13 protein-coding genes are annotated in these 20,548 nt (G+C 33.2%); 4 read left to right on the top strand and 9 right to left on the bottom strand.

The genetic code is table 11. The features are described from left to right. Positions 1-114: 114 nt before the first annotated feature. Positions 115-1,038, bottom strand: coding sequence for a winged helix-turn-helix domain-containing protein (locus tag ACYEKI_RS20525; RefSeq protein ID WP_459213089.1), 924 nt, complete (start codon positions 1,036-1,038; stop codon positions 115-117). Between the two features lie 135 nt (positions 1,039-1,173). On the opposite strand from ACYEKI_RS20525, the gene ACYEKI_RS20530 reads away from it, so the two are divergent. Then, the gene (locus ACYEKI_RS20530; RefSeq protein ID WP_459213090.1) at positions 1,174-2,241 is read left to right on the top strand and encodes a ligand-binding sensor domain-containing protein; all 1,068 of its coding nucleotides are present in this window, start codon (positions 1,174-1,176) and stop codon (positions 2,239-2,241) included. A gap of 67 nt (positions 2,242-2,308) precedes the next feature. On the opposite strand, the gene ACYEKI_RS20535 is transcribed toward ACYEKI_RS20530, so the two are convergent. Further along, a complete protein-coding gene (locus tag ACYEKI_RS20535; protein WP_459213091.1) occupies positions 2,309-3,946 on the bottom strand; it encodes an ABC-F family ATP-binding cassette domain-containing protein in 1,638 nt (545 codons plus the stop codon). Positions 3,947-4,125: 179 nt separating this feature from the next. Between ACYEKI_RS20535 and ACYEKI_RS20540 the strand changes: the two genes are divergently transcribed. Further along, on the top strand, positions 4,126-4,989 hold the full coding sequence (locus ACYEKI_RS20540) for an MBL fold metallo-hydrolase (RefSeq protein ID WP_459213092.1): 864 nt from the start codon (positions 4,126-4,128) through the stop codon (positions 4,987-4,989). A gap of 99 nt (positions 4,990-5,088) precedes the next feature. Here ACYEKI_RS20540 and ACYEKI_RS20545 read toward each other — a convergent pair whose 3' ends face one another. Next, entirely contained in the window at positions 5,089-5,466 is a 378-nt protein-coding gene (locus tag ACYEKI_RS20545; RefSeq protein ID WP_459213093.1) for a DoxX family protein, read from the bottom strand. Positions 5,467-5,580: 114 nt separating this feature from the next. Between ACYEKI_RS20545 and ACYEKI_RS20550 the strand changes: the two genes are divergently transcribed. After that, positions 5,581-5,946, top strand: coding sequence for a winged helix-turn-helix transcriptional regulator (locus tag ACYEKI_RS20550; RefSeq protein ID WP_459213094.1), 366 nt, complete (start codon positions 5,581-5,583; stop codon positions 5,944-5,946). Between the two features lie 536 nt (positions 5,947-6,482). Here the strand turns inward: ACYEKI_RS20550 and ACYEKI_RS20555 are convergent. The 3 genes from ACYEKI_RS20555 to ACYEKI_RS20565 are packed head-to-tail and all read right to left on the bottom strand — an operon-like array spanning position 6,483 to position 14,140. Continuing rightward, positions 6,483-8,456 (bottom strand): OmpA family protein, encoded by a 1,974-nt coding sequence (locus ACYEKI_RS20555; RefSeq protein WP_459213095.1) that lies wholly within the window; start codon positions 8,454-8,456, stop codon positions 6,483-6,485. Between the two features lie 20 nt (positions 8,457-8,476). Further along, positions 8,477-9,427 carry a PorP/SprF family type IX secretion system membrane protein gene (locus tag ACYEKI_RS20560; RefSeq protein WP_459213096.1) on the bottom strand — a complete coding sequence of 317 codons (951 nt, stop codon included), beginning with the start codon at positions 9,425-9,427 and terminating at the stop codon, positions 8,477-8,479. A gap of 27 nt (positions 9,428-9,454) precedes the next feature. Then, positions 9,455-14,140: a gliding motility-associated C-terminal domain-containing protein gene (locus ACYEKI_RS20565; protein ID WP_459213097.1), complete on the bottom strand. Its 4,686-nt coding sequence runs from the start codon at positions 14,138-14,140 to the stop codon at positions 9,455-9,457. 238 nt (positions 14,141-14,378) lie between these two features. On the opposite strand from ACYEKI_RS20565, the gene ACYEKI_RS20570 reads away from it, so the two are divergent. After that, on the top strand, positions 14,379-14,816 hold the full coding sequence (locus tag ACYEKI_RS20570; RefSeq protein ID WP_459213098.1) for a helix-turn-helix domain-containing protein: 438 nt from the start codon (positions 14,379-14,381) through the stop codon (positions 14,814-14,816). 319 nt (positions 14,817-15,135) lie between these two features. Here ACYEKI_RS20570 and ACYEKI_RS20575 read toward each other — a convergent pair whose 3' ends face one another. The 3 genes from ACYEKI_RS20575 to ACYEKI_RS20585 all read right to left on the bottom strand — a co-directional run. After that, positions 15,136-17,091 (bottom strand): OmpA family protein, encoded by a 1,956-nt coding sequence (locus ACYEKI_RS20575; protein ID WP_459213099.1) that lies wholly within the window; start codon positions 17,089-17,091, stop codon positions 15,136-15,138. 20 nt (positions 17,092-17,111) lie between these two features. Continuing rightward, complete coding sequence (locus ACYEKI_RS20580) at positions 17,112-18,062, bottom strand: PorP/SprF family type IX secretion system membrane protein (RefSeq protein WP_459213100.1); 951 nt, start codon at positions 18,060-18,062, stop codon at positions 17,112-17,114. A 32-nt stretch (positions 18,063-18,094) separates the two neighbouring features. After that, the coding region (locus ACYEKI_RS20585; RefSeq protein ID WP_459213101.1) for a DUF7507 domain-containing protein at positions 18,095-20,548 on the bottom strand (2,454 nt) is incomplete at its 5' end.

Consider the following 20,548-nt stretch of genomic DNA (forward strand, 5'->3'; position numbering starts at 1 on the left):
GAGCTTGTCTGGTCATCGAGCTTGTCTGGTCATCGAGCTTGTCTGGTCATCGAGCTTGTCTGGTCATCGAGCTTGTCGAGATGACAAATTTTATAACTCACCTCTCGTAACCAATCATTCTCGCTCATTTATAATCAACTTATACCCCACTCCTCTGATATTTATGATTTTTATAGTAGTATCATTCGCTAATTTCTTACGTAATTTTGAGATATAGACATCTAATGTCCTTCCTATATAATCGCCCTCGTCTCCCCAAACTTCTTTAAGTAACACTTCTCTTTCTACAGTCTTATTAACCGAGCTATGTAATAGAACCAATAAATCGGTTTCTTTGCTAGTGAGTTCTGTATGTTGATCTTTATACTGTAATTTCATATTTTGTTTATCAAATTCATATGCTCCTATAGTTATCTTATAAATCTCATTTTTCTCGACTCGTTTTTTCTTTTTTATCCAAAATCCACTTCCTATCAGACATACTACCAAAGTCACTCCTACTATGGTATATTCCCAATACCTATTTCCTTGATTAGAAATCGTAGTAGTTTTTCTAGGGCTCGATTTCATAGTTGATACTAATTCTTCGGTTCGTTTTTCATTATCAAGAATAGTCAATAAGATTTGATAACATGCTTTAGGCATTTCTCTAGTTAAACACGGTATGATATCTTTTTTAGTTACTGTTGCTATTTCATAACTATATACGATCTCTTTAGACATACAATCTTCTAACTCTACGATATAATGATTGGCTATTTGGGTCGTTTGTATAACATGATCTATTGTTTTCACTATTATTTCTGGACGAAATTGAAACTCGGTATCAAATGATATTTCATAGGTATTCATCGATTTTTGAGTTATAGGTAATATTCGAGAAGTACTATCTTTTGCTGCCAATAATAATTCGTGACCAATCATACGCATGGCTACTTTGATATGTTGTTCTTCGGTTCTTTGTCCATAGCTATTGGCTAAAGCAAAAAACGCACCTATAAAGACGACAAAAATATTTCGGAAATAGTGAGTATTCATAAATACAAATCTATTTGATTATCTCATCAACTGAAACTCTTTTAAGCTGTTTTACATTGATTTTACATTAATTTACATTGGTTTTAGGTTACTAAAAAGGTTAGGCTTTACTTTTATTTATCTAAATCTAAAATCATGATAAAACATTTTTCACTTGCCTTTAAATTAGGAATCTTATTATCTGTTCTTTTCGTTTTTGATGCTTGCACAGATATAAAATCAGAATCAAAAAAAGAAGCCAACATTCCCATAATACATAGAGATTCCCCAACAGAGGATATAGCCGTCGTTTACCCTAAATTAAATGCATTATATCAAACCGAAAAAATATTGCGTTTTAAAAGTAGTATACGTGCTATATTTCAAGATCGTAAAGGTAATTTCTGGTTTGGTTCGCAAAACGAAGGTGTTTGTCGTTTTGATGGTACACACTTCACTTATTTTACCAAAAAGGATGGTTTAAGTCATAACCAAATAAAGTCTATACAAGAAGATGAGAATGGTAATATTTGGTTTGACACTGGTAAAGGTATTTGTTATTTCAACGGAGAGCAATTTATCACTGCTCATCCTGAAATCTCTCATGGTCCAATTCAGGATATAAAAATCATCTGGAAAGAGGATTCCTCGAAAGCTTTATGGTTTGGTGCTGGTCGAGAAAATGGTGTTTATCGTTATCTTAATAATAAGCTGGTTTACTTACCTATTCCAGTTCTTAAAAGTGATTCCTTACCTAATCATGTTCATGGTAGTGCCTATGAGGTTCATCATATTTTTACACATGCTACTACTACATGGTTTAGTACTCTTGCTAGAGGAGTTATTGGTTTTAATGGAGATTCTTTTATTTATCCCGAAGCTAATCAGTCCAAAAGTTCACTACTAAAAAAAGTTTTTCAAGAGTCTTCTCATGAGCTTTTTACTACATCTACTTTTACCGATCAACTAGATAGCATAATTCGTTTCTGGGTTATGGAACAAGATCAAGAAGGTGCGCTATGGTTAGGCACTTTGGATACTGGTCTTTGGTATTATAATGGTACGTCTTTACTTAATTACACCATAAATGATGGTTTATCTAGTAATACAATCACTTCGATTCATAAAGATCAAAAAGGCAATTTATGGATTGGAACGGCAGACGGAAAAGTTTGTATTTATAACGGTAAATCTTTTACCTCATTCGGTACTGATAAGTGTTAAATAACAATTACTAAAACTTAAAAAGTCATGATTATTAAGTAATCATGACTTTTTAATGTGAATAGGGTTATTTTTTAAGATTCATATCTGCTATGCTTTTTATCTTATTTCGTTCTAAGAAAGCATCTATAGTTTCAAAATGCTCAATCACACGCTGATCTTTGAATTCAAATACTTTTTTGGATAATCCTTGTAAGAAATCTCTATCATGAGAAACCAAAATTAACGTTCCGTCAAATGCTAATAAGGCTTCTTTAAGTACATCTTTGGATTTTAAATCCAAATGGTTTGTAGGCTCATCAAGAATCAACAGGTTAACAGGTTCTAATAACAACTTAACCATCGCTAATCTAGTTTTTTCTCCTCCAGATAATACACCTACTTTTTTATCGATATCATCACCACTAAACATGAATCGTCCAAGGATATTCTTTATTTGTGTACGTACATCTCCAAAAGCCACCTCATCTACTGTTTGAAAAATGGTTAAATCCGGATCTAATAAAGAAGCTTGATTTTGGGCAAAGTATCCTACTTTTACATTATGCCCTAATTCACATATTCCTTCTACATCAACCTCTCCCATAATCGCTTTAATCATGGTTGACTTTCCTTCTCCATTTCGCCCTACAAAACATACTTTTTCTCCTCTTGCTATAGACATGCTGGCATTTTTAAACACTACCTGATCTCCATAAGACTTAGATACTTCTTTTGCTGTTACTGGATAATCTCCAGAACGAGGTGCTGGTGGAAATCTTAGTTTTAAAGATGAATTATCAACTTCATCTATTTCAATGATATCTAGTTTTTCAAGCATACGTTCTCGAGACGCTACTTGATTTGTTTTGGAATAGGTTCCTTTAAAGCGTTCTATAAAAGCTTTGGTATCTGCTATAAATTTTTGTTGCTCTTGGTATGCTTTAATTTGGTGAGCTCTACGCTCTTCTCTTAACTGTAAATAATGCGAATAATTAGCCTTATAATCATAAATACGCCCCATAGTCACTTCTATCGTACGGTTGGTAATATTATCAATAAAAGCTTTGTCGTGTGATATTACCATTACTGCATTGGCTTTGTTTACCAAAAAGTCTTCTAACCACATTACAGATTCTATATCAATATGGTTGGTAGGCTCATCAAGTAGTATCAAATCTGGCTTTTGTAATAAAATTTTTGCCAATTCTATTCGCATACGCCATCCACCACTATATTCGTTGGTAGGTCTTGTAAAATCTTCTTGTTTAAAACCTAATCCTTTTAATGCCTTTTCAACTTCTGCATCGTAGTTTACGTCTTCTAAAGCATAATACTTTTCTCCTAGATCAGCTACTTTTTCAATAATGCCCATATACTCATCACTTTCATAATCAGTTCTGGTTTCTAAGGCTTTATTAAGTTCTTCTATTTCATCTCGCATAGCAAATATATGCGTAAATGCTTTAGATGCTTCTTCAAAAACAGTACAATTATCTTCGGTTAATAAATGCTGTGGTAAATATGCAATTACAGTATCTTTGGGTGCACTCACATTTCCACGTGTTGCTTTTTGGATACCCGCCACGATTTTCATCATAGTTGATTTTCCTGCACCATTCTTTCCCATTAAAGCTATTTTATCTGTGGGATTAATTACAAAAGATACTCCGCTAAATAAGGTTGTACCACTAAATTCTACCGTTAAATTATCAACTGAAATCATCGCTTGTTTTTTAAAGCTGCAAAACTACAAAAAGAGTTTTAGTAATGCTTTCTTTTAAGCTGAACTTCTATAAGTTTAGTACTTCTGTTTTTTTCTGCTAGATGCATTTATTGAACTTGTTCAATTTTTTAGATCACAAGGCTATATACTTTTGTATCAACAAAATATTATAAACCAAAATGAAAAATATATCAACTGTTTTAACAACTTTAATTTTTTTTACTGTTATGACTACCACTGCACAACAACTCAATTATAAAGTGTATAGAGCTAATGCTCATAGTTTTCACGTAGCTTCTACTTTGATTTATGGACAAGAAGAAGCTGTTTTAATCGATGCTCAATTTACACGTGCCGATGCTTATCGTGTTGTAGCTGATATTATCGAAAGTGGTAAATCGCTTTCTACTATCTATGTTAGCCATGGTGATCCTGATTATTACTTTGGTCTAGAGGTTTTTAAAAGTGTTTTTCCTGATGTTACCGTATACGCAACTCCACAAACTATAGCGCATATCAAAAAAACATATCAAAAGAAGTTAGATTTTTGGGGTCCAAAATTAGGATCAAATGGTTCACAAAACATTGTGTTACCTCAAGTACTTCAAGGTAACACGATTAAGTTAGAAGAACATTCACTAGAGATAAAAGGCTTAAATGGTCCTACTCCTGAACGTACTTATGTATGGATTCCAACTATAAAAACTGTTGTAGGTGGAGTTAATGTCTATGATAATTTACATTTATGGATTGCTGATGCTGGTACTCCTAAGGAGCGAAAAGCTTGGTTAGAAATTTTAAGTGATATTGAAAATTTAAAACCTGAAGTTGTGATTGCTGCTCATGCTCTTGATAATAGTAACCTAAATATAAACGCTGTTACTTTCTCTAAAAAATACTTATTAGCTTATGAAAAAGAAGCAAAAAAAGCTAAAAACTCTGAAGAATTAATTGCTGCTATGCAAAAACTTTATCCTAAAGCAGGACTTAGTATTGCTTTAGATATAGGTTCAAAAGTTGCTAAAGGTGAAATGAAATGGTAATACCGTCCCTGTTTTTAATATAGTTTCTTATTACTATAATAGTATAAAGTGGTTTATAAAAAGATTTATAAACCACTTTATTTTTATCTACATGCTTAACTATTTTTTCGCTGTAATCCTTTCTATTTTTTGAGCATAGATATATGATACAATTACAGCACTGAGTATGATTAATACTATTGCATATTTATCTATACTATCTCCCACAACAATATGACAATACGTAGCTCCTATAAAATAGAAAAACAATCCTGCATAGGCTCCTTCTTTTAATCGTTTTAAGGCTGGAATCACTATTGTTAAACTTCCTAATAGTTTTAACACTCCAAAAAATGGAATAACATATAGCGGAAATCCTATAGCTGTTATGCTTTGTTTTATCGCATCTATTTGTAATAGATCTGCTATACTACCTAATCCTACAAATAAAAGGACGATAATTGTTGCAATCCAATAAATGATTTTGTTACTTTTCATGTATTTTGTGGTTTTATTTCTGAAACAAAAATAACCAGCTACTTAGTAGCTTTTTAAACAGTATCCTTTTGGATATTGGTATCCAAAAGGATACTAACACTTAATTTTTTATCTATGATACCTCCAGAAAATTCTTGCTCTAAACATCAGGATTGTAATAAACATTTGATTCCTCTTATGGATACCATGGAACTGTTAAGTGGTAAGTGGAAAATTATTATTCTTTCGGCTTTATGGATTGGTGGTCCTATGCGTTTTAATGAATTAAAGAAAACGCTTCCTAAAATCACCCCTAAGATTCTTTCTAAAGAGTTAAAGTTTCTTGAAGAAAATCTCATCATTACTCGAACGGTAAAAGATACTACTCCTATCACCGTTATTTATGAATTATCTGCTTATGGAAAGACTCTAGATTCTGTATTAAAAGCGCTTAGTGATTGGGGCGTTACTCACAGAAAACGTATTATCGAACGTATGTAACTGTTATTTTAACACTATCTATGGTACATAAAGTTTCATCGGTCAATCTTAAAAGAAAAATCAGTCATCAAGATGTGCTCTCTCTTATTACTCGTGAATCAGGTATGATTCTTTTACAAAAACCATCTCAATCTTCTTTTATAAAAACATTCTTACAACATTCTTTTCTATTCTTTTGGATATTTTACTTAGTCCATCAACAACGAGATTACCTTATCATAACTCCTCAAAGAATACTCTTAGTGATTAACAATACAATAGTTAAACAGTATAGTTCTACTACTCTACATGCTATAAATTTTAATGGTTCTAACGACTCCCTTGAATTTAAGGATCAATCAGAACATTCCTATATTTCTTTACAGTCCTTATTTCTTACTTATACAGAGATTCACCAATTAAAAAAGAACTTGTCTCTATACAAAAAAGAAAGGTGCTCTATATAATAGAACACCTCCTTCACCTTATCAAGGTCATCTTAGCATTAAAATGATTTTTGGGGAAATCATTTATTAAGGATTGGGGAAAAATTGTTATTAGTTAGTCTTCGCTTTTTCTGTTGCAGCTTCTTTAATGATAATAAATTCACTTCTTCTGTTAAGTTGGTGTTCTTCTTCTTTACAGTTTACACCATCTCCACATTTATTCGTTAATTCTGATTCTCCTAAACCTCTTCCAGAAATTCTTTCTTTGGTAATTCCTTTATTTATGATATAGGTAGCTGTTGCTTTGGCTCTTTTATCAGAGAGTTTCAGGTTATATGTTGTTGTTCCTTGACTATCTGTATGTGAACGTACTTCTATAACCAATTCTGGATATTTTTGCATAGCTGCTACTACCTTATCTAATTCTATAGCGGCATCATCTCGTATTTTGGCTTGATCAAAATCAAAATAAATAGGTTTCAGAGCTAATAGCTTACCTAGATCAACTTCTTCTGGTATTAGTTCTAATTCTAATGGTACTTCTATAGTTTCAGTTCCGTCTGGCGTTGTTACCACTTCTGTAGTTGTCTTGTATTTTTCTTTACTTGCTTTGATAGTATATGTAGCTTTACATTTTACATCAAAACTATATTTACCTTCTGATCCTGTAGTTATCGAGTTTAATTCTTGTTCGTCTTTATCAAAAATCACCACTAAAGTTCCTGGTAAAATCTCTTTCGTTTTCTTGTCTTTTACTACTCCAGTAATCGTTATTTTACACGGATCTTTTAATGGTTCTAATTCTACAAAAGTGTAGATATCATCACTTCCTTTTCCTCCATCTCGATTTGATGAGAAATATCCTCTCTTTGTTCGAGTATCAAATACATATGCAAAATCATCTTTAGAACTATTTGCAGGTTCTCCTATATTAAGTACTCGTCCTTCTTCTTCATTTTTGGGGTTTAACGGAGTTACATAAATATCAAATCCTCCTAATCCTATATGTCCGTTTGAAGCAAAGTACAATTCATCTTTATCCGATACATATGGAAAACTATCTCTACCTTCTGTATTTATGCGGTCTCCTAAATTTACAGGTTCTCCAAAGCTTCCATCTGCATTAATAGCTACTTTATAAATATCTGATAATCCATATCCTCCTGGCATATCTGATGTAAAATACAATGTTTTTTCATCAGCACTTAATGCTGGATGTGCTGTAGAAAACTCATCACTAGTAAATGATAAAGGGATTGGTGTTGTCCAACGACCTTTTTCATCTTTGGTAGTTTTGTAAATCTTAAGTTTATTAGTTCCATCTTCGGCTTCTCGATATTTTCTTTTGGTATAATTATTTCGTGTAAAATACATTGTATTTCCATCACTTGTAAACACAGAGGTAGACTCGTGATATTTAGTATTTACTTTTTTATTCAGTTTATCAAGATTAGAAAGCTCTCCTGTTTCTTCTTCTATATCTGCACTGTATAGGTCCAAAAATGATTTATCATTCCATTGATGTAAATTACGACTAAACACTAAAGTATCTCTAGCCGAGCTAAATACTATTTTATCTTGATAAAATGATGGTCCAAAATCTGAAAACGGAGAGTTTATCGCTAAATTAATTACTTCATATCTTCCTGATTGAAACTTAATCTTCTTCAAATAATCTGGAATATCATTATACACTTTGGCTCTGTGATCTTCTGCATTTTTTGAAGCTAATAGCTTCATATATTTATCAGATTCATCATATTGTTTCAATGCTTTTAAAGATTGTGCATATCTAAAATAATATTCTGCTTCTATCTCGTCTGGATATTCTGTAATTAATGTTTTATACCACTTTGCAGCATCTTCATATTGACTATTGAAGTAATATGTGTTTCCTAATTTTTGATATATATCTGCGCTTTTTTCTCCTTTTTCTATAAGGTGTAAATAGCGTTCTTGTGCTTCTACATATTCATATTGTTGATAGGCTTCTTCTGCTTTAAGAAGTTTACGCTCTTGCGAAAAAGTAGCCGTAACAACGCATAGACCTATCAGAAATAATATATTTTTAAACGTTATCTTCATAATTGATTTGTGTTTGTGTGTTAAAAGAATCTTGGCGTAACTATTTTGTGATACTTCTTAAATAATTCGAACCTTAAAAAGATCTCATAACTTCCTTGTGTAAATTCTGTTTTACCTAACTCTGTAGTCTCCTTATCATAAGCAACTCCTACTAGTAAGCCATCTGATATTTGAAATCCTGCCATTCCTGTAAAAGCTGCATCCCATCTATAGCCTACTCCTAATATTAATTTCTTATACAATAGACTATTTAAGGAAACATCAACTTGTAATGGCGCTCCAAAAACTGCTTTGGTTAACATTGTAGGTTTCAATACAAAGTCTGGACTGATGTCAAAAGCATATCCAGCAATCAAATAATAATTGATACGTTCTTTGGCTGTAAAGCTAGCCTGATCTGTACTATTCAAATTTGTACTACTATCAAAATGTTCTGTTTCTAATAGGTTAGGCACACTTAATCCCACATAGAATTTTTGAGTATGATAATATACTCCTGCACCTACATTAGGGCTAAACTTATTGTCTATAAAATCCTGAAAATATGGATCTGCTTCGTCTTCTAATCGCAATCGTGTAAAATCAACATCTAATAATTGACCTCCTGCTTTTAACCCAAAACTTAATTTTCCTGTTTGCGAAGTTTTAATGGTGTAAGAAAAGTCAATATCGATATACGTTTCTTGTGCTGGTCCTATTTCATCCCTTACTAGAGATACTCCTAGCCCCACGGGACTACCTAGTCCCATTGGAGCATTTGCAGATAGTGTAAAAGTACGAGGAGCTCCATCGAGTCCAACCCATTGACTGCGATGTAATCCTGTTATACTTAAAACTCCTCTACTTCCTGCATATGCAGGGTTAACACTTATTGTATTATACATATATTGGGTATACTGTGCATCTTGCTGACCAAAGACTACAGACGACAATCCCATACATATGATCGTTATAATTATTAGTTTTTTCATCTGATTCAATTGTTTTTATTACGTCTGTTATCTATTAATGTACAGGTATCCTGCTATACTGTGTTCTTCGCCATTATTAGTTTTATACTCCAGTACATAATAATAAGTTCCTGCTGGAAGTTTCTTATCTACTTGAATTGTAGCTCTTCCGTCTGATGTACCATCAAAACGTGTTGTTGTAGGTTGCTCATACGACCTAGTTTCAAAAACTAATATTCCCCATCTATTATAGATTTTAACTGTATTATTAGGGTATCGTTCTAATCCCGCTATGGTAAAAGTATCATTAGAACCGTCTTCATTTGGTGAAATTCCTGTGTAGATAATAATACCTTCATCTTCTGGCAACTCTGTTATGGTATCATCTTCACCATCACCATCACCATCTAAATCGATATCTGTTAAATCTTCTGGATCATCTGATACATCTGTGATATCATTATTATTGACATCTTGTCCAATTGCTGTTGCACTATTAATCACTTCTCCATTAAGAATATCTGCATTTGTAATTGGGTAAGTTGCTGTAAATGTAGTAGCATCTGTTTCTCCTGGTTGTAAATCTATCGGACCTCCACTAATTACTATACCTGGTAATGGATCTGTGATTACTAAATTTGTAATCGGCATATTACCTGTATTTGTTATTACAAAAGTGTATGCTATAATATCGCCTACATTCACTAATCCATCATTATTTTCGTCTACATATACACCTGTTTTAGTTAGTGCCAAATTAGGAGCAGCTAACTCTACTATAGTAGGATCATTTGTAGGATCTGTATCTGGATCTTCTCCATCTTCTAATTCATTTCCATTATCTGATACATCTATTACATCAACTCCATCTGGATCTTGCCCAGTTACTACTGCACTATTTACAACACGTCTATCATCTATGTCTTCTTGTGTGATTACATATTCTACTTCTGCCACTCCAGCTTCTCCTGGTGCTAATATAGATGGTGTAACTTCTAATTGACTTATACCTATTCTATCATCATCTATCATTAGGTTTTCTACTGTCAATTCTCCTGTATTAACTACTGTAAATCGATATGTAATTATATCTCCTACTCTAGCTATACCATCTCTACTTCCGCTAGAAAGAATACCAATTTTTGTCAGTGTTAATTCAGGAATTGCAATTAACTGTGTTACTGTAGGGTCATTAGTACTATTACCATCGACATTACCGTTACCATCTGCTGTTTCTACATTTTCATTATCAGCTATAGGATTTCCACTACTATCTACATCGGTATCTGAAGTATCACTTACATCATCTGTTCCTGTAGGACTATCTCCTGTAGCGATGACACTATTTTCTATATATCCTAGATCTACATCTTCTTGAGTGATGGTATAAGTCACTTCGTATGTTAAACTTCCATCTGGTAATAATGCTGTTGGGTCACCACTTACTAATATCGGAGTTAGCGTTCCTGTTCCTGTTCCGTTAATAAATATATCGGCTAACTCAATATTTGATACGGTAACTGTCCCCGTATTGACAACGGTAATCTCATATTTTACTTCATCTCCCACACCTAATCCTGATGGTGCATTATCTGTAATTTCAAAACTTTTTGTTACTCTTAGTTCTGAATCGGTATCAAAAGTTGTCACCGTAGGATCATTAGTACTATCTCCATCTGTATTTCCTTCTCCATCTGCTGTTTCTACATTTTCATTATCAGGTATTGCATTTCCGTTTCTGTCTACATCGGTATCTGAAGTATCTGTTACATTATCTGTTCCTGTAGGGCTGCTTCCTGTTGCTACTACACTGTTTTCTATATATCCTAAATTAACGTCTTCTTGAGTTACTGTATAAGTTACTTCATAAACTAAGTTTTCGCCCAAACCTAACGAAGTAGGATCTCCACTTACTAATACAGGCGTTAATGTTGATGTTCCTGCTCCATTAATAAATGTATCTACTAAACTGATATCTGAAATCACCACTGACCCAGTATTCTCTACTGTAATCAAATATTTTATTTCATCTCCAACACCAGTACCTGTTGGTACATTATCTGTTATCTCTGCTGTTTTTGTTACTGTTAATTCAGGAGTAGACGGCGTTACTGTTAATGTCCCATCTGTATATTCATGTACTGGACATAAAAACAATGGGTTGCTAACTTCTACTCTATATTTATAACCGTCCAGTTCTACCGTTGCTAGATCAATGGTCAACGTATTTGTTCCTTCTCCACTATATATTGAAGGTGGTGTAAAATCGATATCTCCCCAAGTATTTCCATCATCACTACTGTATTGCCAAATAATATCTAGATTGTTTACATCTACATCTGTATCAAATGTAAATACTGCTATATGTTCTCCTTCTACTGTTACATCTTGCATTTCTACAGAGAATACTATAGGTTGCATCGCTTCTTGAAAATCATAGACATCATTATTATCATTATCTAGTGGTATCTCATATCCTCCTTGATTTAGCACCACTCCATCTGTATCTACTGTAACAAGCGATGCTCCTAGAAGACCATCTCCATCTGGATCTGTAAAACCTGCTTCTACTGTATCATAACACGTATCATTGTCACTATCAAGATCTAAATGATCGTATACAGTATCACCATCTGTATCATTAGGTATCGTACCTGTTCCTGCTGTATCTGGGATACCATCATTATTATCTGGATCTCCATCTAAATCATCTGCATGTCCGTCATTATCTAAATCAATACCACCAGATTCACGTACATCATAAATTCCGTCATTATCAGAATCTAAATCTAAAAAGTCTACAATACCATCATTATCAGTATCAGTACATTTAGAATTAGAAAATCTAAATCCTTCTAATACGCCACCTCTTACTGCATTAATTCTAATACTTGTAGCTCCTCTAGGGAAAACAATATGCCATCTAAGCTCTTCATTAAGTATAGGACCATCTCCAACTTGAGTAAATGAACTCCCGTTAGTTAAGAAACTCCCATCATCCTCAACAAGTTGATTTAAAGGATCTCTAATTACAGCATTTCCGTCCCCTCCTACCCATGATATGGTATATGTATTAAATCTAGATTGAAAATTTCCTACACCAGTTTGTCCGTATAAAACCAATGAATTTTCAGTTGTATTTGTAGGGACATTAAATGTAGCATCTAGTGACCAAAAACCATCACCAGGACCTCTACCTTCATAAATAAAATATATACCTCCTAATGGTGAAACTCCCTGGTCTTCTACAAAATCAAATCCTGAAGCTGTAATATCCCAAACACCAGAACCTTGACCATTAAAATCATATGTTCCATTTTCTGTTCCATTTTGGTTATCACTAGTTATCGTAAACGAAGCATTAATCAAAGAACATTCATCCGCATCTGTAATTCCATCATCATCAGAATCTAAATCCGCTTTTGGGTCAACCGTTAATATTCCTTCTGAATATTCAAACAACGGACATAAAAACAATGGGTTACTCACTGCGGCTCTATAGATCCAGCCATTCATTGCTACCGACACTGGATTTATAGTCAATACATTGTCTTGAATAGTATAAATAGGATCTGCATTATCAATATCTTCCCATGTAGTACCCACATCTGTACTTACTTGCCAATTAATATCAAGATCTGCTAAATCAAAATCGGTATCAAATGTGAACGTAATCTCCTCTCCGTCGATAATAATTTGATCCTCTAATTCTACTGTAAAGTTTATTGGTTCTGGAACTTCTTTAAAATCATATATTCCATTATTATTACTATCTAATGGAATTGTATATCCCCCTTGATTGATCACCAACCCATCACTATCTTCTTCTACAGGAGAAGTTCCTAAAATTCCGTCTCCATCAGGATCTGTGTGCCCAGCTTCTATAGTATCAAAACATCCATCTCCATCACTATCCAGATCCAAATAATCTGGTACACCATCTCCATCTGTATCTGGACATTCTACTGGTTCTATAACTGTAAGTTGTACATCATCAATAAAATTACCTATCGTAGGGTTATTTGCTGCACTTGATATTGATACAAAGGCAAATGTAGTACTCTCTTGATCGATTGGTATGGTATAACTCCCGCTATAATATCCCCATCCAGAAGTTCCATCACTCATCACTACTTGAGTTGTAGCTGTCGTTACATCGCTACCTATACGTACCTCGGCAACATCAACTCCTGTTCGTCCTCTATGCCTTACTGACCACTCTAAGATCGTTCCTGGTGTAATACACAAATCTTGATATAAAGTTGAAATTTGATTTGCGTTAAGTTCTGCAAATTGTCTTCCTTCAAAAGCAGTTACGCCTTGAAAGCCACTTCCCCATAACTCAATTCTACCATCTGTTGCTGTTGTTTGCCAGCCTGGTACATCACCTTCTCTTAAAAATGCAATGCTATTAAGGCTAATTCTTGGTTCTTCAAAATTACCATTTACTGCTGGTTCTTCACATGCTGCAAAACCACATTCTATAGCATTAGTGATACCATCATTGTCAGCATCCAAATCATCATCTGGCATTAGCTTTTGTTTTCGTGTACTTGTCTTTTGATGCTCTTTTGCCGAAGAGTTGGTTTTAGGAATCTGTAATTGAGATGTAGAAGCAATTTGGTACTCTTGTATTCCTGCTGTAACGATTCCCATTTTTGCAAGAAAAAACAACAGTAGTAAAAATTTACCATAATGCATGCTCCTAAACTTAAGCATAGTAACTTTACTCATTTGGGTTGGTTTTAATAGTGTTAACTTGTGTGAAATAAATTTTCAATTATTTCATCAACACTTTTAAAAATTACAGGGCATGCAAATTTTATACTCTTGACAACGTTATTATTTTCTTAATATTTCATTCCTTATTTTACATGTACTTAACTAATAATCAACTTAAGTCGTTTATCATTTAACATTAATTTAAACTTGTAAAACTTTAAATTTTCTCAATAAAATATATCTTTTGATCATGGCTAAAACACTAGATATAGAAATCAAAGAAGATATTACAGAATTACTTTCTTTATTACACAAGCAGCATACTATATTAAAACGTAGTAGAATTAAAGCTTTGGTATTAATCAAACAAGGAAAAGTAACTTATAGTAAGGATCTTTCTAAGAAGCTAAAATATGATCGTAGAACTATTTATAATTGGCTAAAATTGTACGAGGATAAAGGTATTGAAGGATTAATTTCTGTAAAAAGTGGAGGAAATAATACGCCCCTTATTCTTGATAAAACCAAGCGTGCAATTATCGATAAACTAAATGATCCTGATACCTCTCCTATCAATTATGTAGATTTACTAAAATGGGTTCAAGAAAATCATCAAGAAAATATTTCTTACGGAGCATTATATAAATTTTGTAAAACTCACAATAACTACATTGACGGTGATTTGTAACATATAATATAAGTTTAAATACAATTTTGTATTGTTTTTTTGGGAAATTTCATAGTTTAACCAATTATTATACAACACCATACAATTTAACAACCTTATACTTACAACAACAATAATTACATTTTAACCATAAAAATATTGTGTTAAAAACGTATAAAAAATTTAAAATTCATACAATTTCCTATTAAAGAAAAGTTACTTAATCTTATAAAAATCATAATATTATTCTTGATTTCAACTTTTACACAATAGAAAATCCCCTTTACTACGATGGTTTTTCATCATAATAAAGGGGATTTAATAATTACAAAAATAAGTTTTACTTAGCTTCTTCTATGATAATAAATTCACTTCGTCTATTCGCTTGATAATCCGATTTTTTACAACGTGAACCATCTTTACAATCATTAACAGGTTGTGTTTCTCCAAAACCTCTACCAGAAATTCTTGCTGCTGCTATACCTCTTTCTATAATATACGCCGCAGTTGCTTTGGCTCTCTTATCTGATAATTCTAAATTATAATTAGCATCTCCATGGCTATCTGTATGAGATCTTACTTCTATTACTAATTCTGGATATTTATTCATTGCAGCAACTACTTTGTCTAATTCTACTGCTGCATCTTTACGAATATACCACTGATCAAAATCAAAATAAATTGGATTTAATGCTAATATCTTACCTAAATCTTTTCCTTCTTCAATCTCTTTCTCTACTATTAACTCAACTTGAATTGTTTCAATTTTATTAGGTGTTGTTACAGCTTCTTCTGCAGTGCTATATTTTTCTTTATTTCCTTTTATTGTGTAGTTTGATTTACACTTTACCTCAAAAGAATATGTCCCATCTGCTTTAGTTGTTACAGAATCAATCTCTTGTCCTTCTTCATCAAATATAACCACTAACGCATCTGCTAGTACTTCTTGCGTTTTCTTATCCTTTACAACTCCTGTAATCATAATTTTACAAGGATCTCTTAAAGGTTCTTTTTCTACAAAAGCGTAGATATCATCACTTCCTTTTCCATCGTTACGATTTGACGAAAAATATCCTTTTTTAGCTTCTTTATCAAAAACAAAAGCAAAGTCATCTTTTGATCCATTAACAGGCTTTCCTATGTTTACCACCTTTCTTTCTTCGTCTGATGCTGCATTTAGTTTAACTACATAAACATCAAAACCTCCTAAACCTATATGTCCATTTGAAGCAAAATACAATTCGTCATTTCCTGAAACAAACGGAAAACTATCTCTTCCTTCTGTATTGATACGATCACCAAGATTTTCTGGTTCACCAAAAGTTCCATCATCATTAATGACTACTTTATAGATATCGGATAGTCCATATCCTCCAGGCATATCTGAAGAAAAATATAATGTCTTTCCATCTTCACTTAAGGTAGGATGTGCTGTAGAATATTCATCACTTGTAAAACTTAATGGAAAAGGAGTTGTCCATTTTCCGTTGGCTTTTCTTGTTGTCTTATATATTTTCAGTTTATTCGTTCCTTCTTGTGAAGCTTTATACTTTCTATTTGTATAATTATTTCTAGTAAAATACATGGTATTTCCATCCTTACTAAATACCGAAGTTGATTCATGGAATTTTGTGTTTATTTTTCTATCCATTTTATCTACTTCTGATAATTCACCTGTAGCTTCATCTTTGTTTGCCACATATAAATCTAGAAAAGATTGGTTATTCCATTCATGGATACTTTTAGTCATTAATAAAGTATCTCTTGCCGAGCTAAATACTATTTTATCCTTATAGAAAGAAGTTCCAAAATCTGAAAAAACTGAATTAACTGCAAGATTAATAATATCATATCTACCTGATTGGTATTCGATTTTTTCAAGGTAATCTGGAATTTCTGTATAGATCTTAGCTCTTTGATCATCTTTACTCAATTCTGCAAGAGTCTTCATGTATTTATCTGACTCTTCATATTTTTCCATTGCTTTTAATGCTTGAGCACATCTAAAATAGTACTCAGGGCTTACTTCATCAGGAAACTCAGCTATTAAAGCTTTATACCATTTACCTGCTTCTTCAAACTGACTATTAAAATAGTATGTATTACCAAGGTTTTGGTATAATTCTGCACTTTTTTCACCCTTTTCTATTAAGTTCAGGTATTGTTCTTGTGCTTCTATATATTCATATTGTTTGTATGCTTTATTTGCTCTATCCAGTTTTCGGTTTTGAGAAAAAACATTCCCACATACCAAAATCCATACAATCAACAACATTCTTTGTAATAATATTCTCATAATTGACTTGTGTTTGTGTGTTAAAAGAATCGAGGCGTAATGATACGATTATATTTTTTAAATAACTCAAATCGCATAAATACTTCATAAGTACCGTTATTAAACTCAGTTCTTCCTAATTCTGTAGTTTCTTTATCATAGGCTAGTCCTAATAACAAACTATCCGATATTTGGAATCCTACCATTCCTGTAACGGCTGCATCCCATCTATATCCTACCCCTAAAAGGAGTTTTTGATAAAGTAATGCATTTGCAGAAATATCTACTTGTAGTGGCGCTCCCGAAACGGCTTTGGTTAAAATTGCGGGTTTAAGAATTACATCTTCATTTATATCAAACGCATATCCTGCTATTAAATAATAATTAATTCGTTCTCTAGCTATAAAACTAGCCGCATCATCATTATTTAAAGTTGTACTTCTGTCATAATGCTCTGTTTCTAATAAATTAGGTGCACTTAATCCTACATAAAACTTATCTGTATGATAGTATAACCCTAATCCTACATTAGGGTTAAACCTGTTGTCTATTAAGTTTTCGAAAAGTACATCGGTATTATCTTCTAGATTTAACCTTCTAAAATCTACATCTAGTAAATTACCTCCTGCTTTTAACCCAAAACTTAATTTCCCGTTAACTGAAGTTTGTATTGTATACGAGAAATCTATATCAAAATATGTTTCTTGAGAAGGTCCTATCTCATCTCTTATGATAGACACCCCTAATCCTATTTTGTTCTTTCTTCCCAAAGGAGTATTTACCGATAAAGTAGAGGTACGGGGGGCCCCATCGAGCCCTACCCATTGACTTCTATGTAATCCCGTAATGCTCATCACACCTCTGCTTCCTGCATAAGCTGGGTTTACACTTATCGTATTATACATATATTGTGTATACTGTGCATCTTGCTGTCCAAACATAATAGACGACAATCCTGCAAATATGATCGATAATATTGCTATTTTTTTCATTTAATATCAATTATTTTTTAAACCTAGGTTTGTTATCTATTAATGTATAAATATCCAGCTCTACTCTTTCCTTCTCCTGAATCTTTTACATATTCTAAAACATAGTAATATGTTCCTACTGGTAATTTCTCACTTTCTTGTATTGTTACTCGTCCGTTTGAAATACCTTCAAAATATGCCGTTCCAGGTTGTTCATATCCATTAGCTTCAAATACTAATACTCCCCATCTATTATAGATTCTTAATGTATTGTTAGGGAAATCTTCTAATCCTACGATTCTAAAACTATCATTAGTTCCATCTCCATTAGGTGATATACCTGTATAAACAATAACTCCGTCTTCTTCGTTATTAATAATATCTGTTACTGTTTCATCTTCACCATCTCCATCATTATCTGTATCAACATCTGTAACATCTACTGGATCATCTGATATATCGATTACATCTTCTCCATTTGGATCTTGTCCTATTGCTGTAGCTACATTAATAACTTCTCCGTTAAAAATATCAGCACTTGTTAACACATATCTAGCTGTAAAACTTGTACTATCTGTTTCTCCTGGTAATAGATCAATTGGATCTCCATTAATTACAATTCCTGGTAATGGATCTGTTATTATGATATTAGTTACAGCTACATTTCCTGTATTTGTAATTTCGAAAGTATAATCAATTACGTCTCCTGCATTAGGAATTCCATCATTATTAATATCTACATAAACTCCTCTTTTACTCAATGCTAAATTAGGTTCTGCTAATTCAGTTACTGTTGGATCATTAGTAGGATCTGTATCTGCATCTTCATCTGTATCTGTCAACTCATCACCATTATCAGAAACATCAATCACATCAACACCATCTGGATCTTGTCCTGTAGTTGTTGCACTATTTACAATTCTTACATTATCTATATCATCTTGTGTAATCACATAATCTATAGTTAACGTTCCTATATCTCCTGGTGCCAAAGTACTTGGTGACACTGCTACTTGACTTATTCCTATTCTAGGGTCATCTATTACTGTATTATTAATTGTAAGTTCTCCAGTATTTTCTACAGTAAATGTATATGTAATAACATCTCCTGGTGTTGCTAATCCATCTCCATTTGTATCTGTATAATTAGCCACTTTTGTTAATGTAAGTTCTGGCGTTCCTATAATAGTAGTTACAGTTGGGTCATTTGTAGGATCATTATCTGTAGTTCCATCTCCATTTGAAGTTTCTACACTTTCGTCTCCTGCATCTGATGTATCACTTACATCTCCTGTACCATTTGGACTATCTCCAGTTCCTATAGCAGTATTCTCTGCATATCCTGCATCTACGTCATTTTGAGTAATTGTTTGTAAAGCAGTAATAGTTACTGTTGCTCCTGGTGCTATTACATCAATATCATTATCTCCATCAGTATCTGTAGTTCCATAATCAACACTATCTGCATTTGCATCTGTAATGACAATATTACTTAAGGTTACGTTTCCTGTATTCGTAATTGCTATACTATAGTTAATTATATCACCTACACCTAATCCATCTCTATCATCTGTAATGCTTACTACTGTTTTAATAATACTCATACTTGGATTCGCTGGTAATGTTGTTACTGTTGGATCATCTGTGGTCGTTGTACTATCGTCTGGATCATCGGATACATCACTTACATCGTCTGTCCCACTTGGACTGTCTCCTTCTCCTGTCGCTTGGTTACTATAGCTTCCGTTATCGATCTCTGCTTGCGTTAACACATGGTTTGCTAATACATCTACACTTGCTCCTGGTGCTAAACTCGCTATTGGACTTCCGCTTGTTATTGTTGCATTTGGATCGGTTACTTCTATATTACTCAACGTTACATTTCCAGTATTGCTTACTGTTATTGTATAGTTGATTACATCTCCTGCATTTAATACTCCATCTGTTCCTAAGTCTAACACATCTACCTTACTCAAGTTCATACTTGGGTTTGCTGGTAATGTTGTTACCGTTGGATCATCTGTGGTCGTTGTACTATCATCTGGATCATCGGATACATCACTTACATCGTCTGTTCCACTTGGACTGTCTCCTTCTCCTGTCGCTTGGTTACTATAGCTTCCGTTATCGATCTCTGCTTGCGTTAACACATGGTTTGCTAGTACGTCTACACTTGCTCCTGGTGCTAAACTCGCTATCGGACTTCCGCTTGTTATTGTCGCATTTGGATCTGTCACTTCTATATTACTCAACGTTACATTTCCAGTATTGCTTACTGTTATTGTATAGTTGATTACGTCTCCTGCATTTAATATTCCATCTGTTCCTAAGTCTAACACATCTACCTTACTTAACTCCATACTTGGGTTTGCTGGTAATGTTGTTACTGTTGGATCATCTGTGGTCGTTGTACTATCGTCTGGATCATCTGATACATCACTTACATCGTCTGTTCCACTTGGACTGTCTCCTTCTCCTGTCGCTTGGTTACTATAGCTTCCGTTATC

This window comes from Aquimarina rhabdastrellae (assembly GCA_947387485.1).
In the GTDB taxonomy this organism is placed as follows: domain Bacteria; phylum Bacteroidota; class Bacteroidia; order Flavobacteriales; family Flavobacteriaceae; genus Aquimarina.